Source organism: Verrucomicrobiia bacterium (genome assembly GCA_035629335.1).
Lineage (GTDB): Bacteria > Patescibacteriota > Saccharimonadia > Saccharimonadales > Saccharimonadaceae > DASUUR01.
Window position 1 is genome coordinate 315,618 of the sequence record DASPIB010000001.1, and the last position, 15,120, is coordinate 330,737.

The following is a 15,120-nucleotide window of genomic DNA, read 5'->3' on the forward strand; positions in this document are numbered from 1 at the left end:
ACCTGCGTGGGTAGTGCGCGAAATAGTGTACATTAACTCATTCAAACAGAAGTGGTAACTTTGCAATATCTTTAGATTGTACTCGAGCGAATTTAAATAGATGCCCCTCTATATTCAATGATTGACGAACCAGGCTTCAAATTATTGTATATTTCCTGACACATGCTTTTGTCCGGGCGATTAATTAGAAATATGGTGTTTATGTCTTTGACTGAAGGGATTGTAATTGAAGGTGTTATCAAGTGAATATTATTTCCATGGGAATGGTTTGGATTTGTGTCCAAGATTTTGACCTTAGCTATGCTCGTCGCCATGTCTTCAAGCACGCTTCTCATTGCCGTATCAGAAGTATTTGCTTTTTCTCGTTCGAGGAGCCTCCGAAGTCTAATAAGGCATCGGCTTAATATTGTTGAATAGATTTTAGCATTGTCTACGTAAAGGATCGTTCCACTAAATCTAATCCGCACTATAATGTGCAGTGCTGCGTCCATAACTCCCTCAGTAGCATGACGTAATAAGCGAGTCTCAGCGTACCTTGTTGTAGGAGCTTTGCCGATTGCTCGTACTCGATCGTTTTGTGAGATAAAGTAATTACCCCATCCGTTGATCCATAAAGTTTTGGTTTTTAAATGGTCTACACACGCAAATAATTGTCGACGTTCAAAACTAAGCGGACCGATAGTTGCCAGGCTGGTAGGTATTTCTTTTTTACATATTTCGCACTGCACCGTGCCAACTGCTTTGTGGCCCAGGGCGGCGAAGCCTAATGGTGCGTATAATTCAGGACACCCCTTCATAAATAGCCGCTTTTTCCCTTATTGTTACTTTTATCGCTGTAGTTGACAAATTTTCAAAATAAAACGCGAGCACTAGTTCACCATTTTGCTCGCGTGGTATCTTTTTATAAATTATTTTTACCATGTCTTCAGAGGAAAGGGCGACGGTATAACTAGGCGGCTTAAACGGTAGTTCGAAAATTCCAACTGCGATCTCTTTATTGCTTTGAGGCGGCAATAAAAAGTCATAAGCGTGAAAATCGCCATTGTTGTGCGCCTCAGAGTTGGTATGCGTATGCATAGAAATGATTCCCCATAACATATATTTACCATTACGGGCCGTCATCACCCGGTAAATATTTTTAAGCACCTGTCCTAACAAGCTGTTTTAGCAATCCATTGCCCGTTAGCATTGAGTATGATACGGTGATTGCAGAAGCATGCTTGTTGTTATTTGATGATACACGCATTTTCGGACACATGTCAACGTTTTTACAGGTAAGTATAAGCACAATCGATGAGCTACTATAAAAAATCAGAATTAACAAATCTTTTTGGGGTTAATCCACGTACTATATCGAGATGGATACAAAACTCACGGGAAGGCGGACTGGGCTTAGAACTTGTTCACAACGACGGACGGTATTTCATAGCTAAAACTGCAAGAAATCAACAAATTATTCAAAAGCTTTTAGAGACTCGTAGGAAATACTTAAATGGAAATATTCATAAGGTTATTAAGCCGCTTCCTGAATTCTATAATGTTTATACTGAGGAACAGATTCATGAAATCTTTACGCAAATAGATACTGATCGGGAGATCCCACATAAGTATGCTTATTTTGATGGTGGCGCGGAATCTTGGGATGAATATGCTCGTAAGATGCACGAAGGTGAAGTGGCCAACACCCTTACCAGTACAATTAACTTACTCGATTTAAATATGAGTTATCTTGACAGCCTTCTGGAAGAATATGATTTGGTTAATATCATAGATGTTGGCGTTGGTAACGCACTCTCAAGTAAAAGCGTGGTCAATCATCTTTTAGAAAAGAACAAGTTAAATCGCTATGTTGCAATCGACATTAGCCCAACTATGCTTGATATCGCCAAAAGGAACATCAAAAATTGGTTTGGTGACCACGTTAAGTTTGAAGGGTACTGTTACGACATTAGTGTTGAGCCATTTGCAAATATTATTGCTGAGCCGCCCAGCGGAGCGGTTAACCTCATACTGTTACTTGGTGGAACGCTGTCAAACTTTAATACACCTCAGTATGCCCTAGATGTTATCAGGAAGAGTATGCAGCGCAATGATCTATTTCTTTACAGCCTAAAGCTAGATTCAAGAAACACACGCGATCAGTTTAATTCGGCCACGCAATTAGGCAATATTCTTCCACCTCATCGCGAATATGTTATCGATTTACTAGGTATCAATAAATCGCTTTATGATATTGTTCTGAGCTACGACGAGATTGAACGTGCGCGGGTAATGCATATTAAGTTAAAATATGCATTAACAATTGAAATGCAGGTCATGAGTCAGATTTGGAAAATTGAATTAAACAAAGGTGATTCTCTCGCGGTATGGCGAGCAAAACACTATAGCCATTTTGAGATTGAAAAGTTAATCTATGGTGCCGGATTTAACCCCCTGCACAAGAGCCGAACCAAGGATAACGACTTTTTGTTACTTATCTCTGGCAAGCGGCCGCTCGCAGAAGTGTAAAGCACGTTATACCAAAATATTGCATCACTATCTCATGTACTTGCGCTATAAACAAATTTAACTGTCTGTTATAATAAATATCGACTCTACCAAAGAAAGGTGGCTGCAAAGTGCTTGAGGGTCTGGTGGGTATCGTGAGCTACCTTGGCGCTAAGGTAACGCCGTTCGTAGCAAACCGGCTTCACGAGATAGGAGAGGTCTATACCTGCCGTTCGCCGTGGCAAAAAAACACGAGTCGGTCTTCTATAGTGCTGCAGCCGGCGCCACTGCCGGCCAGCGCCACATACGACTTCGGTTATGGTCGGCGAACAGGCGCGGCCATGACGGTCGACGTTCGAGCTGAGGCGACACTCGGTGAGTACATCCGGGTATTTAATGACTACTACGGTGTTCGACAAGGTGAAAAGACCGGTGTCGTGTCGCTTGAGAGCAGCATGACTGTTCTGTTTGCTGTTGAAAAAGGCACGCCCAAGCCATTTCAGCTGCCGAATGGAGATATCGGGAAGGGCACGCTCTGCTGGGCAGAGCACTACCAACTGCCGGATGGCACGAGCTGCATTTGCCTAAAGCAGTTTACAGGTGATCTGTGGCTGCGATCGGCTGAGCTCGGACAACCAAAGCGTCAACTTGATATCATGCTCTGGAAAGACTACTCTTCGCTGCGGTGGCGGGGCTACCAAGTAGTGCATCTGGCTGACGAAGTCAGTTACGACTACAGCGCCAACGAGACGCCCTGGGACTACCTTGCTACCAAGGATGAGTCTGGGCGAACTTGGGGTATCATGAAGAGCAAGCTGAGTTTTGGCGGGTCGCTTCGGCTCGAGGTTGTGGGGCGATACAATGATCGCCTGAACCAGCGCAGCTGTTTGACACTGACACCGCCATACGAGGCCGTCTGGTCGCCTAAGGTCACCGACCAGCTTCCAGAGCGGCTGTACATTCCATTCACCTTGCAGTGAGTTTTTGGGCAGACTGATCAGGCCCTCCACACACCGTTTGTGGAGGGCCTTTAAAATACACCTCTTCGTATAAGACTACCTTCGCGTGTCTTCAACATCCTTCTTGGCTTCTTCAGCGGCAGTTTTAACTCGTTGTTCCGCTTCGTGGGCTAGTTTATCTTTTTTATCTTTTAGCTCGTCCACCTTTTCTTCGGCGGCTTGGGCGGTGTCTTTCATTTTTTCGGCTGTGTTGTCAATCATTTGGTGAGCTTTTTCGGCGAGATTATCTTCTAGGGCCATACGCGTCTCCTTGATTATCTTATTTCTAGTATACAACTAAAAGCAGGGAGGTGTTTCAAAAACAATTTAAAAGCGCCCATCCGGAAGTTGCAGGAGTTCCGGATGGGCGTTATTCGATGCCGTTAGGGCGCGAGCTGGCTGATGGGCAGGTTAATCACGGTGCGCTTGCCATTCGCCGTGACGACCTCGATCTTCGCTGTGCCATCAGCTAGGTCAAGCAAGGTCACATCGGTGATACCAACCAACAACTCTCGGCACTGCTCTTGAGCCGTCTGTCGGCGTGCAATTTCCTGCAAGTTTGGTCGCCCGAGCAGCTTAAACGAATGATCAAGCTCCTGTGTCAGCTCTTCAGTGAGCGCTTCTGGTACCAACTGCACCCGCTGTCGTTCGCTGCCGTCGCGCATTCCCCATACCACAATCGTGCCGTCACTCTGCAGCTCAAACTTTATGAAATCGCTTACCACGACATCGTTGCCGCTGGTACGTCCAAGCCGCAATCCGGTTGTTTCAACCGCGGCTGACACGATCTGTTCGCCTCGGCCTAGCCCTAGGTCGCGCCCGCGAAGCTTTGCTCGGTAAGGATGTCCGGGCAGATTGAGCAGACGGAGGCACTCGCGCATTGTGCTCTCGTTCTCCATAGCTCCTTCTTTCAGACTGGGAGAGGTATTCCTAAGTGGATTATATAATTTTTGAGTATTATGTAAAGAGATACTGATAGTAACATTGCTTTAATCCATAAAGACCGCTATATTCTATAGATATGAAATGGGTGGGAAAGAAACAGGCCGGTTTTACGTTGATTGAGGTGTTGGTAGTCGTGATTGTGATTGGTATTTTAGCTACGATTGGAGTGGCGAATTACTCTGGCGCCCAGGCACGGGCGCGCGATACCGAGCGTGAAGCTGATGCCCGCTCTTTGGCGCAAGCCCTGGAGTTGCATGTTGCGAGCAACAATGCTTATCCAATTGAGGTGACACCAACTATCTTTGGTGTGAACGTAAACCGCGACATGTTTAAGGGCCCGGGTGAAACTGCCGAAAACTCAGTGGTGAGTCTTGGTAATAATAACGATATGGCAATCCCTGCGAGTGTGACAAGAAATTCATATTTATATATTCCTTTTGTCAATGGCCCGACCGCAAGTATTAACAATGCCAGCTGCGGCAGCTCGGCAGTGGCTGGCGTGCCATGCGATTCGTTTGCAGTTGTTTTCTTTAACGAGCAAAGCGGCGAATGGCGATGGTTTACCAGCAGAAACTACCCACCGCCAGCAAGTCGACTTACCCAAATTCGTGAAGCGCTTGCAGGCCGAGGTTTATAGCGGTATCATAGGCTGATAAGCAGGGAAGTTATGACACAAGATATACTGACATTTAAAGATTTATTCAAAATTTACTGGTTCGCTACAACCGTTACTTTAGCAATCTGGGTGGCCTCGTTTATGTGGGGCGGCATGGGCGCGCTATTTACGGTGATAGTGCTCACGCTCCTTGAAACAACCTTTAGTGCTGATAACGCCGTTGTTAACAGCAAGGTGCTCGTAACTATGTCGCCAAAGTGGCAAAAATTATTCATGACGCTAGGTATTTTTATCGCGGTGTTTTTGGTCCGATTCGCCTTGCCGATCGTGATTGTTATGCTGACTGCTGGTTTAGACTTTGGGCGCGTAGTACACCTGGCGCTCAATGATACCCACGCCTACGAACACGAACTAGCGAAGGCTGAGCCGGTGATTAGTGCGTTTGGTGGAACCTTCTTGATCATGATCGCGCTTAGTTATTTTATTGACTACGAGAAGAAAACCCACTGGCTAAAATTCCTTGAAGCTAAGCTTGGGCGTTTAGGGAAGTTCGATAATATTACCGTTTTCTTGATGCTGTTAACCTCAATTGTGCTGTTTCTGACAGTTGACCCTAAATACCAAACGGCAGTGCTGATCGCCGCAATTGCTGCTATGACGTTGCACATTGGATTGTCGTTACTTGAAGCGATGTTTGAAAAGAACAAAAAAGCTGCCTTATCTTCTGGGCTAAAGGTGGGTGGCGCGGCCTTTGCAGCTTTCATGTACCTCGAAATTCTTGATGCCTCATTCTCGCTCGATGGTGTAATTGGTGCCTTCGCAATTACCAGCAGCATCGTACTTATTATGGCGGGTCTTGGTGCCGGTGCAGTGTGGGTGCGGGCCATGACGATTCATCTGGTGCGCGCCAAAACGCTGTCAAAATATGTATTCCTCGAACACGGAGCACACTGGGCGATCGCCTTCTTAGGGGCTATTATGCTACTGAAGCTATATCATATTGAACTGCCCGAGTGGATTGTTGGCACCCTGGGCATTGGCTTTATCGCGGTGGCAATTTGGTGGAGTAGAGTGAACGCCAATAAAGTAAAAGCTACAAAATAGAATTAAATAGTATTTAAAAACCTCCCGAGCAACCTTTTCAAAAAGGTACCCGGGAGGCTAGGGTGTATCAGGAAGATACGCCTATGTTCGTTAACGGTTGAGGGAGGTGGTTTCAAACTGACTCGTTGGCTGAGCCAGGCTGCGGATGGCGCGGAGGTCGATCACCAGCAGCCCAACTCCTGCGAACAGGAAGGCCAGGCTGTAGATGTTGAAGCCGAACCACAGCACTAGCGTGATGCTGATCGAGATCAGTGCCACCTTGTTGTACAGTCGGTGCTTGACGGCAGCAGCCAACACGGCCGTCCGTCGGAACGGCGTCTTCTTGAGCGATCGAAGGTAGTACCACATCAGCCCAGCTCCGCCAAGGGCGAGGGGAAGGATACTTGCCAGCGGATAGATAAGGTTCACCATATGAATCGCCCCGAACAGCAAACAGCTCATAGCTCGCTGCCGAAGGTTCCAGTTTTCGGCGCCCTCACGGAAGGCCTGCTCTTCGTACACGGCAGCCTTGCTGAAGAAGCCGTAGGTGTACATCGACAGTGACGACTTCTGTGCCGGCTTCCGCTTCCGGATGCGCGAAGTGACGACGACCGTAGCCATCACCAACGCAATGGCGATTGGCGTAGAAAGCCCCAGCCACTGTGTCAGGGCCAGGTAGCCGCTGACGACCGAGTACTTCATCCAGGGGAGCAGCTGCAGCTGCAGCTGCGCCAGAAAAATGAAGGCCCCAACCGCAGGCGCAGCCCACAGGTAGTCGGTCCACTTGAAGTGCCGCCGGATGTCCCCAAAGCCGAAGACGATGTGCCGCTCCGGCTGCTTCGGCATCAACCTCATAAGCGTGCCGCTGTACCACCCGCGCGGTCGTTCGAACTCATCTGGCGTCTCCCGGCTCTGCCACAGAGCATCTTCGAGTGCCTGAATGACGTGGTCGGCATCAAATTTTCCGTCGCTGTTGTAATCCCAGTGATGCGCGGTCTCGATGAATGCTGCCAGTTTGCCGTTATTGACGGCCGAGGCGTGACTGCATACCAAGTAGAGGCGCGAATCAGCAGATTCGAGACCGGCTTCCAGTTCACCGGTGTAGTCCGGGTCGAGGAAGATCTGAACCGTTGGCTGCTCGGGTGTCTTTGTGTCGAGGATGACCCTAGCCAGCTTCGGAATAACGAATTCCTGATGAGACATATTTGTCTCCCTTGTCAACTTGTAAAAGTGCGAACAATGTTTTATATAATATCACAAAATTTTGTTATAGCAAGTTTTCAATTAGAACCGCTCGAAAAGAAATATTTTTGAAAGTGATTGCTAGCATTTGGCCTCGATTTATGTTATTATTAGCCTTAAAGGATTGCCCAAAAATAAAGATGGGCTTATTTTTATGAAAGACGCAGCACAGATTCGAAATATTGCCATTATTGCCCACGTTGACCACGGTAAAACCACCCTGGTAGACGGCTTATTAAAGCAAAGCAACACCTTCCGTGAAAACCAGGCCGAAATGAGCCAAGACCTGATTATGGATAGCGGTGACCAAGAACGCCAGCGCGGCATCACTATTACTGCCAAACAAACCACAATCTACTGGAATGACTACAAAATAAATATTATTGATACCCCGGGGCACGCTGATTTTTCTGGTGAAGTTGAACGAACACTTAATATGGCCGATGGCGTGCTGCTAATTGTCGACGCGCAAGAAGGCCCCATGCCGCAAACAAAATTTGTGCTCACAAAAGCCCTACAACTGGGCTTGAAGCCAGTGGTGGTGATTAATAAAATTGATAAACCTTCGCGTCGGATTGACGAAGTTGAAGACGAAATCGCTAATCTATTCCTTGAACTCGCAGTTGATGATTCGCAGCTGCACTATCCGATTTACTATGCTATTGGTCGCGAGGGTAAAGCTTGGCAAGAGGTGCCAGCTCATCCTGAAGCGGCGGCAGATTTAACGCCGTTGTTTGAAGCAATTGTTAAAGATATCCCGGCGCCAACCGTAGTAGCCGATGCGTCGCTGCAGTTGCTTGTCACCTCGCTTCAATACGATAACTTTTTAGGAAAATACGCCGTTGGCCGCATTTCACGCGGTATCGCCAAGAAAAACCAGCCTGTTACGCTTATTAAGCGCGATGGCACCACCGTCAACGCTAAAATTGAGAAGATTTTTGCCTATCGCGGGCTTACCAAAGAGGAAGTCACCGAAGCTGTGGCTGGAGACATCGTGGCGCTGACCGGCATCGCTGAAGCCCATATTGGCGAAACCATTGCCGATCGCGACACCCCCGAAGCCTTACCGGTGCTCGAAGTTGAAGCGCCGACATTAAGTATGTATTTGGGCCCGAACACCAGCCCGCTGAAAGGTCGCGAAGGTGAATTCACCACCAGTCGTCAAATTGGTGACCGTTTAAAGAAAGAGCTTGAAACCAACGTATCGCTCCGCGTCGAAGAAAACGGCATCGGATTTATAATTTCGGGTCGCGGGGAGCTGCACTTAAGCGTGCTGATTGAAACCCTGCGCCGCGAAGGCTTTGAATTTGAAGTTGGCCGGCCACAAGTGGTTACCATTGAAAAAGATGGCGTGGTACAAGAACCCGTGGAAGAGCTGCTGATTGAAGTAGGTCCAGAATTTATAGGCGCAGTGAGTCAAGAACTTGGCCAGCGCCGCGCAGAATTAGTCAAGCAAGAGCAAACATCACAAGGTGCGACACGCATAACCTACATCATACCGACGCGCGCACTTATCGGGCTTCGTAACCTGCTGCTTACTGCCACAAAAGGGACAGTAATTATGCACAGTTTGCCGCACGGCTACCAACCACAAGGGCCAAAAATGCCTAAAACCCGCAACGGTGCGTTGGTGGCCACCGAAGCTGGCACCAGTACGCCATATGCACTCGAAGCCGCTGAGGCTCGCGGTATTCTGTTTATTGGCCCAGGCACCACTGTGTACCAAGGCATGATTGTCGGGCAATATAACCGCCAAGATGATCTTGATATTAATGTTTGCAAAGCCAAGCAACTGACAAACATGCGCACCTCTTCTTCTGATGGCACGGTGCAGCTCACGCCGTTTACTCAGCTCAGTCTCGAGCAATCGATCGACTTTATTGAAGACGACGAATTGCTTGAAGTGACGCCAAAAAGCCTACGTCTGCGAAAGCGCTACCTCGATCCGAACGAACGCAAACGGCACAATAAAAAATAATTTCTACATTGTTAGCTAAATTGAGGGCGGTATCGTCACGAATTACCGTAACGATACCGCCAAGATAAATTATTACCTAACTGAGCTCAGCGCAAAGGCTGACTTCACATGGTTCGGTAGATGCATAACGACAAACCGATGTACGTCAGCCTGAGCCAAGCGAGCGTCAGGATCGATGCGATACCAGGTAGAATTGTACAATAGCTGCATAGTTTGGCCTGGATTCTGCACTCGTTTCATGCTCTTCAGGCTTTCTTTAGCAAGGACGTGAAGTTGTGCTAGATTTGCCCTTACTTGTGCAAGGATCTGTGTATCAATGGCAAAACTCTCGCCAAACCTTACCATACGTCCGAACAGCTGATGATCAAGTTCGGATCCGAGAAGCTCGTCGTGTCCACCAGGATGGGCTGCCCGGAGGTAGCAATCGGCAAGCCACAACCATACTCGTCCAAGTACTCGATCACGATGGAATCCGTGGTACTTTACACCGGCTGCTTTGATGTGCTGTAGGGGTCCCTCGTCAATGACGTAGTCTTCCCACGATCGCACGAACCAGATAAAATGCCCGAGATAGTCATCCTTCTGTACATTTTTGAAACCGCTAAGTTTAGCGAACTCTTTGAAAAAGGTGAATGTATCGCTGTCTCCAAGCAGCCGGGCTGCCGCAAGCGCTCTCGCTCGGCGTCGGCTACTAGGTGCTCTATCGAACTGAGTACTCAAAGACATGTGAGCTCCAGAGTATTAGGGTAAACCCACTAAATTAAATCAGTTTCCGTATAAAATGTAAAGGCAGTACTGCCACACTGGTGGTGACAGTACTGCCTCGGGTTACTACAGCATCCTCGCCAGCGCAGGGGTCACGTGCTGCTTGACGAAGTCCATGATCTCTGCCCTGCGCGCATTATCCAGCTGTGTCCAGGTGTTGTTCACGAAATCGCGAAGAATCCCACCTGCCTTGTGTGTCAACGTAAAGTTGGCCAGCTTCCTGAGCACCCACTCGCGCAGGTTTGCAACATCGTCTGGCAGCTCACGAAGGTTCAGCTGCAGCGCGTTGCCTGCGGCGTGGAGTTGCTTCATGAAGGCGACAGCGTCCTGTGGCTGCAGCAAGTCATGACTAAGGCCGGCCTGCCAGTAAGCTTCGCCCGTTGCTCCCAATACGTAGGTCATGAGATCGCTGTTGACATCCAGGTTGCGATGCGTTGTGACGAAAGTTGCCGTTCCGGGAGTGATTGACATGATCTTCGGTTGGTAAAGCGCCTGCTCGATGCGCAAGAAGACTGCCTTGAGGTGTAGTGCTGCCTGGCCCTGCCGTACGCGCGCCGAGTGCTGGATGAGCTTTTCTGTAATACCATCGACCCCCACAATACGGGCGGTTGCAGTTGCTTGTGCAAATTGTGCGGCATCAGTATTGAAGATTTGCTGGATTGCCGGCGTTAGCTTGCTCATCTTCGTCCTTACTCTTGGGTGGATGTGAGCGTAACTATCTAAGCATATCTTGAAAATTTAGGCAATTATACTGGCTCTCGATTGTCAAAAATAACGGCGTTTTTTAGCTCTTCCGGCAAAAAGCCCTTTTCGTGCTGAAAATCTGCCTCCCATTTGTAACCTTTATTGTAGCCGAGGTCTTTCATTAGTTTTGTGGGGGCATTGCGCAAATGCAGCGGCACCTGAGCATCCGGGAACTGTTTTGCAAGCTCTAGCGCTCGGCTCATAGCACTGGTAGTGGCGCGTGATTTTTTAGATTTTGCCAGAGCGGTCGCCGTGTGAAACAAAACATACTGAGCTTCAGGCATACCAATTCGCTCAACTGCCTGAAAAGCTGCCACTGCCAGGCCCAGCGCACCATTGCCAGCCAGGCCAATATCTTCGGAGGCGAAAATAATCATTCGCCGGGCAATAAACTTCGGGTCTTCGCCGGCCTGGATCATGCGGGCAAGATAATAAAGGCTGGCGTCAACATTGCTGCCGCGCAAGCTTTTGATAAAGGCACTAATAACGTTGTAGTGCATCTCGCCTTTTTTGTCGTAACCGGGAATCCGTTTTTGGGCGGCTGTTTTAACAATTTCAGGCGTAATTTTTTCACCTAGCTGCAGCGCGAGTTCCAGGTTGCCAAGGGCGATCCGGGCGTCACCGCCGGCTAGTTCGGCCAGATAATCAATGGCTTTTGGGGTGATACGCTTGCTGGCCTTTTCAATCTTTAGGGCTCGTTTAATAATGGCGATGAGGTCATCCTTAGATAACGGCTCAAGCACCAGTACGCGGCTGCGACTTAGTAGCGGAGTAATAATTTCAAAGCTAGGATTTTCAGTGGTGGCGCCAATCAGGGTAATAAGCCCGCTTTCAACGTGGGGCAAAAAGGCGTCCTGCTGGGCCTTATTAAAGCGATGAATTTCATCAACGAATAAAATTGTTCGCTGGCGTAGGTTCCAATTAAGCTTGGCGCGTTCAACTACTTTTGTGACATCGGCCTTGCCAGCGGTGACGGCACTGAGTTCAATGAAATCTGCACCGGTCTCTTTGGCGATGATTCGTGCTAAGGTGGTTTTTCCACTACCCGGCGGCCCCCACAAAATTAAGTTAACCGGTAATTTATCGCGCACAATCCGCTGCAAAATTTCGCCACTACCAAGCAACTGGCGTTGACCAATGACGTCAGTAAGAGTGGTGGGGCGAAGGCGTTCTGCCAGCGGTTGCTGTTGCATACGTATAGTATAGCATATTTTATGTTTTTATGATATAGTAGTGGTAAGTGACTCGACAAGATCCTTAAAGAAAGGCATGGCAATGGCAACCACCTACGAGCGGGCATTGCTACTCACTCACATGCAGGTGCCACGGCGCAGCAGCGACCAGCTCTCGGCTGTGCTGAAGCAGAAGGTTGGTGAAAATATCGGGTATATCACCGATAGCCAGCTGCTCGCCATCTGGAGTGGTGGTGGTAATATGCTGTGGCGTACCTGCCGACATTACGCCAGCTGGTATGCCGCGCTTAAGGCACTGGATCGGCTGTCGGTGGCACTGTCGCCGCGCGCGCCGTGGCCGCTGTGTCGCACAATGGTCTACTTGTGGTCACTGACTGGAATGACTGGCGCTGAGCTGTCAGACCACGAAGTTACCACGCTTGTGGCCTGGATGACCGACCGCAAGCAGCTAGTTCAAATGACTTATCTGTTCCGCAAGGTCTGCGAGCGCAGCACCGAAGGGGAAAAGCAAATTGCTCTCGCTTTGTCGCTTAATAACGAAGCAGCAGCGCGTCAGCTGCTGTGCGCTGGTGGTATTATCGAAGCACGAGCAGCGGCTTAGGCACCGGCCAATGCGTCTACGAGATTTCTCGGGCGCATTGGCTTTTTAATGAGTTAGATTTTATACTACCGATATTCATCCAGTACGCGCAGTGTGAGGTGGGGTAATGACCAAGCGAAACAATGATCAGCAAAATCAGTCACGCGAAATCTCAAAAGAAGCCTTGCATGCATTCGCTGGCGATGAACGGCGGAATGTTGCCACTCAGCTCTGGAATAAGCTCTGTCGTGAAGCGGAAACCTGGAATCCGGCGTTGGATGACATTAGAAATCTCTGCGAGGAACTAGCGAAGCGGCACCTACACGGCTTCGGGCAAAAGAATCAAGCGTTGCTTAATGATTGGGCGCGATATCTCAGCGGGCCAGCAATGGCCGAGCAGAAGAAGCGGTAGTTCACTACGACCCATCGGCACCGGTGCGCTTTTTCACACAAGCGCACCGGTGCTCAACAAACCATAGGCTCCAAAAAGGAGCCTTTTTCTTTTATCTCATTTCCCTTACACTAGTAACAAAGGAGATATATGGACGCACTATTTATTTGGATAATTATCATAATTTTGGCGCTGGCGCTCGCGGGGCTCAAAATTATTAACCAGTACCAACAGGGTGTGGTGCTGACGCTTGGGAAGTTTTCAGGTGTGCGCCGGCCCGGCCTGCGGGTGGTGTGGCCGTTTATTCAGCAAATGATTCGGGTGGATATGCGCTCGACGCCGATCGATGTACCAAAACAAGAGGTTATTACCCGCGATAACGTGACGGTTAATGTTGACGCTGTGGTGTATTTCCGGGTAATAGACTCCCCAAAAGCGGTGCTTGAAACCACTAATTACATTTATGCCACCAGCCAGTTCGCCCAAGCGGCGCTGCGCGATGTTGCCGGTAACGTTGATATGGACGACCTGCTGGGTAAACGCGAGCAGATTAGTCAGGAAATTAAGCAGATTGTCGATGCCCAAACCGATCAGTGGGGAATTGACGTTGAAAACGTAAAAATCCAGAATATTGAACTGCCGCACGATATGAAACGCGCCATGGCCAAACAAGCCGAAGCCGAACGCGAGCGCCGAGCGGTTATTATTACTGCCGAAGGCGAAAAAGCCGCCGCTATGCAGGTGGCTGAAGCCGCTGAGATGCTTAGCAAAGTGCCAGGCGGTGTAAGCATTCGTACACTCCAAACTTTAGAAAAAATTGCTACCGAACCATCGCAGAAAACCGTTTTTGTGTTGCCGGCAGAGCTGATGGACTTTGCGAAGCATTTTGGTAAGAAATAATAAGCAAACTCTTAAAAACGCAGATCTCTTTAGCGCTATTGATCATAACCTAAGAAAGTTATAAGATTAGCCTAGCTGGACCCAACCGATAGCAAGGAGCGGGCATGGCTGGTTCGATTACAATTGATGCTAGGACCCAGGATCTGCAAATCAATTTGTATTTGGCAGCTCCCAAGAAATCGGTAAAATTCAACGCGGAGCCACTGTTTAAGGCCCTACGCGAAATTGCCAACGGGAAAGTGACGTCCAGACTTTACCGCAATGATGGTAAGTTTCTGATTGCGGATGCGAACGCACTTGCGGTTGCACTCGTCAAATCGAGAAAGTCTGTACTTGGTTTGTGTGTTGAGTTTGGTTTGGAGGAAGAGCTGGAGTTGGTGCCGTGTGGCGTTCGCGATGAGATGGTCACGATCTCACTGCGGCGAATTCATGGCGAGAACTGTGACCGCGCAAAGTGGCCTCTTGATGTAGACTGGGAAGTAAAAGTGGATCAAGGGTCTAAGCTAGTCTTTTCAGTGCCGCGAGACGACATGGTATGCCCTTTGGCGGATAGCAAGCTACCGGTGACGTGCGGTTTCCGGATGAGGCTTGTCTACGATTCAACTTCGCGCGCTGAAACGACAGAGTTTAATAAGTGGGTCAGCAACTCCAACGAGATGATCGTTAAAGCCTACCGCCGCCTTTTTGGCTAGCGACACGCCTGCTTAAGGGCTGCATAGCACAGCCTGTTTTCAAGAAACTTTTTGAAAACAGGCTGTTTTTTATAAGATTACTTGAGTAAAAAGGTGTTTTTCGGTAAAATGATGGAAGTCGCCTTACTTATTGAGGTAGTTGTGGCTCTTTAGCTCAGTTGGTAGAGCAGAGGCCTGAAGAGCCTTGTGTCCCCAGTTCGAGTCTGGGAGGAGCCACCAAGATATAATAGAAATATCGTCGAGTATTAAACTCGACGATATTTCTATTACTCTCGATTTTATCGTCCTGTCTGTGAGCGAATAATTTTAGCAGAATTGATGCTTGCGTTAGGAAGCGAGCGGGCTGTGGTTAAAACTACCTTAATTAAGTAAGCTATGGTAAAATCTAAATATTGTAGGTGCTTATGCTTACCCGCAGTGGAAAATGAAGGAACATAAACAATAGAATAGCGTTAGTGAGCTGCTACTTGTATCGGAGGGGACAACGGATGGGCAAGGGTAACGAA

17 protein-coding genes and 1 tRNA gene are annotated in these 15,120 nt (G+C 48.5%); 10 read left to right on the forward strand and 8 right to left on the reverse strand.

All coding sequences use genetic code 11. The annotated features are described in order from the left end of the window. Positions 1-92: 92 nt before the first annotated feature. Positions 93-797, reverse strand: coding sequence for a hypothetical protein (locus VD907_01740; GenBank protein HYG83577.1), 705 nt, complete (start codon positions 795-797; stop codon positions 93-95). Next, on the reverse strand, positions 781-1,146 hold the full coding sequence (locus VD907_01745; GenBank protein ID HYG83578.1) for a hypothetical protein: 366 nt from the start codon (positions 1,144-1,146) through the stop codon (positions 781-783). The genes VD907_01740 and VD907_01745 overlap by 17 nt, the downstream gene beginning before the upstream one ends. Positions 1,147-1,293: 147 nt before the next feature. Here VD907_01745 and VD907_01750 point away from each other — a divergent pair, with 147 nt between their 5' ends. Both VD907_01750 and VD907_01755 read left to right on the forward strand, forming a co-directional pair. Beyond that, on the forward strand, positions 1,294-2,508 hold the full coding sequence (locus tag VD907_01750; GenBank protein HYG83579.1) for an L-histidine N(alpha)-methyltransferase: 1,215 nt from the start codon (positions 1,294-1,296) through the stop codon (positions 2,506-2,508). Between the two features lie 110 nt (positions 2,509-2,618). After that, positions 2,619-3,467 (forward strand): hypothetical protein, encoded by an 849-nt coding sequence (locus VD907_01755; protein ID HYG83580.1) that lies wholly within the window; start codon positions 2,619-2,621, stop codon positions 3,465-3,467. Between the two features lie 75 nt (positions 3,468-3,542). Here the strand turns inward: VD907_01755 and VD907_01760 are convergent, their stop codons facing one another. Both VD907_01760 and VD907_01765 read right to left on the reverse strand, forming a co-directional pair. Then, a complete protein-coding gene (locus tag VD907_01760) occupies positions 3,543-3,746 on the reverse strand; it encodes a hypothetical protein (GenBank protein HYG83581.1) in 204 nt (67 codons plus the stop codon). Positions 3,747-3,868: 122 nt separating this feature from the next. Next, entirely contained in the window at positions 3,869-4,384 is a 516-nt protein-coding gene (locus VD907_01765) for a hypothetical protein (GenBank protein ID HYG83582.1), read from the reverse strand. A gap of 131 nt (positions 4,385-4,515) precedes the next feature. Between VD907_01765 and VD907_01770 the strand changes: the two genes are divergently transcribed. Then, complete coding sequence (locus VD907_01770; GenBank protein ID HYG83583.1) at positions 4,516-5,067, forward strand: prepilin-type N-terminal cleavage/methylation domain-containing protein; 552 nt, start codon at positions 4,516-4,518, stop codon at positions 5,065-5,067. Positions 5,068-5,097: 30 nt separating this feature from the next. Beyond that, entirely contained in the window at positions 5,098-6,150 is a 1,053-nt protein-coding gene (locus tag VD907_01775; GenBank protein ID HYG83584.1) for a DUF475 domain-containing protein, read from the forward strand. Between the two features lie 90 nt (positions 6,151-6,240). Here VD907_01775 and VD907_01780 read toward each other — a convergent pair whose 3' ends face one another. After that, complete coding sequence (locus VD907_01780; protein HYG83585.1) at positions 6,241-7,332, reverse strand: hypothetical protein; 1,092 nt, start codon at positions 7,330-7,332, stop codon at positions 6,241-6,243. A gap of 193 nt (positions 7,333-7,525) precedes the next feature. Between VD907_01780 and typA the strand changes: the two genes are divergently transcribed. Beyond that, positions 7,526-9,349 carry a translational GTPase TypA gene (gene typA, locus VD907_01785; protein ID HYG83586.1) on the forward strand — a complete coding sequence of 608 codons (1,824 nt, stop codon included), beginning with the start codon at positions 7,526-7,528 and terminating at the stop codon, positions 9,347-9,349. A gap of 72 nt (positions 9,350-9,421) precedes the next feature. Here the strand turns inward: typA and VD907_01790 are convergent, their stop codons facing one another. The 3 genes from VD907_01790 to VD907_01800 all read right to left on the reverse strand — a co-directional run bounded on the left by VD907_01790 (position 9,422) and on the right by VD907_01800 (position 12,051). Continuing rightward, positions 9,422-10,075, reverse strand: a complete 654-nt coding sequence (locus VD907_01790) for a hypothetical protein (protein ID HYG83587.1) — start codon at positions 10,073-10,075, stop codon at positions 9,422-9,424. Positions 10,076-10,180: 105 nt separating this feature from the next. Then, positions 10,181-10,795, reverse strand: coding sequence for a hypothetical protein (locus VD907_01795; GenBank protein HYG83588.1), 615 nt, complete (start codon positions 10,793-10,795; stop codon positions 10,181-10,183). A gap of 65 nt (positions 10,796-10,860) precedes the next feature. Then, positions 10,861-12,051, reverse strand: a complete 1,191-nt coding sequence (locus VD907_01800) for a replication-associated recombination protein A (protein ID HYG83589.1) — start codon at positions 12,049-12,051, stop codon at positions 10,861-10,863. A 76-nt stretch (positions 12,052-12,127) separates the two neighbouring features. Here VD907_01800 and VD907_01805 point away from each other — a divergent pair, with 76 nt between their 5' ends. From VD907_01805 to VD907_01825, 5 genes are all read left to right on the forward strand, one after another. Then, entirely contained in the window at positions 12,128-12,652 is a 525-nt protein-coding gene (locus VD907_01805; GenBank protein ID HYG83590.1) for a hypothetical protein, read from the forward strand. 106 nt (positions 12,653-12,758) lie between these two features. Continuing rightward, positions 12,759-13,043 carry a hypothetical protein gene (locus VD907_01810; protein ID HYG83591.1) on the forward strand — a complete coding sequence of 95 codons (285 nt, stop codon included), beginning with the start codon at positions 12,759-12,761 and terminating at the stop codon, positions 13,041-13,043. Between the two features lie 129 nt (positions 13,044-13,172). Continuing rightward, complete coding sequence (locus VD907_01815; protein HYG83592.1) at positions 13,173-13,922, forward strand: slipin family protein; 750 nt, start codon at positions 13,173-13,175, stop codon at positions 13,920-13,922. Positions 13,923-14,026: 104 nt separating this feature from the next. Next, positions 14,027-14,614 (forward strand): hypothetical protein, encoded by a 588-nt coding sequence (locus VD907_01820; GenBank protein HYG83593.1) that lies wholly within the window; start codon positions 14,027-14,029, stop codon positions 14,612-14,614. A gap of 143 nt (positions 14,615-14,757) precedes the next feature. Further along, positions 14,758-14,833: transfer RNA gene (locus tag VD907_01825), tRNA-Phe, on the forward strand. The last annotated feature ends 287 nt before the right edge of the window (positions 14,834-15,120 follow it).

Bases quoted from the DNA above. Each gene is read 5' to 3' on its own strand.
- VD907_01760 (HYG83581.1), bottom strand. From the start codon at position 3,746: ATGGCCCTAGAAGATAATCTCGCCGAAAAAGCTCACCAAATGATTGAC.
- VD907_01750 (HYG83579.1), top strand. From the start codon at position 1,294: ATGAGCTACTATAAAAAATCAGAATTAACAAATCTTTTTGGGGTTAAT.
- VD907_01815 (HYG83592.1), top strand. From the start codon at position 13,173: ATGGACGCACTATTTATTTGGATAATTATCATAATTTTGGCGCTGGCG.
- VD907_01795 (HYG83588.1), bottom strand. From the start codon at position 10,795: ATGAGCAAGCTAACGCCGGCAATCCAGCAAATCTTCAATACTGATGCC.
- typA (HYG83586.1), top strand. From the start codon at position 7,526: ATGAAAGACGCAGCACAGATTCGAAATATTGCCATTATTGCCCACGTT.
- VD907_01820 (HYG83593.1), top strand. From the start codon at position 14,027: ATGGCTGGTTCGATTACAATTGATGCTAGGACCCAGGATCTGCAAATC.
- VD907_01800 (HYG83589.1), bottom strand. From the start codon at position 12,051: ATGCAACAGCAACCGCTGGCAGAACGCCTTCGCCCCACCACTCTTACT.
- VD907_01790 (HYG83587.1), bottom strand. From the start codon at position 10,075: ATGTCTTTGAGTACTCAGTTCGATAGAGCACCTAGTAGCCGACGCCGA.
- VD907_01775 (HYG83584.1), top strand. From the start codon at position 5,098: ATGACACAAGATATACTGACATTTAAAGATTTATTCAAAATTTACTGG.
- VD907_01805 (HYG83590.1), top strand. From the start codon at position 12,128: ATGGCAATGGCAACCACCTACGAGCGGGCATTGCTACTCACTCACATG.
- VD907_01810 (HYG83591.1), top strand. From the start codon at position 12,759: ATGACCAAGCGAAACAATGATCAGCAAAATCAGTCACGCGAAATCTCA.
- VD907_01780 (HYG83585.1), bottom strand. From the start codon at position 7,332: ATGTCTCATCAGGAATTCGTTATTCCGAAGCTGGCTAGGGTCATCCTC.
- VD907_01740 (HYG83577.1), bottom strand. From the start codon at position 797: ATGAAGGGGTGTCCTGAATTATACGCACCATTAGGCTTCGCCGCCCTG.
- VD907_01765 (HYG83582.1), bottom strand. From the start codon at position 4,384: ATGGAGAACGAGAGCACAATGCGCGAGTGCCTCCGTCTGCTCAATCTG.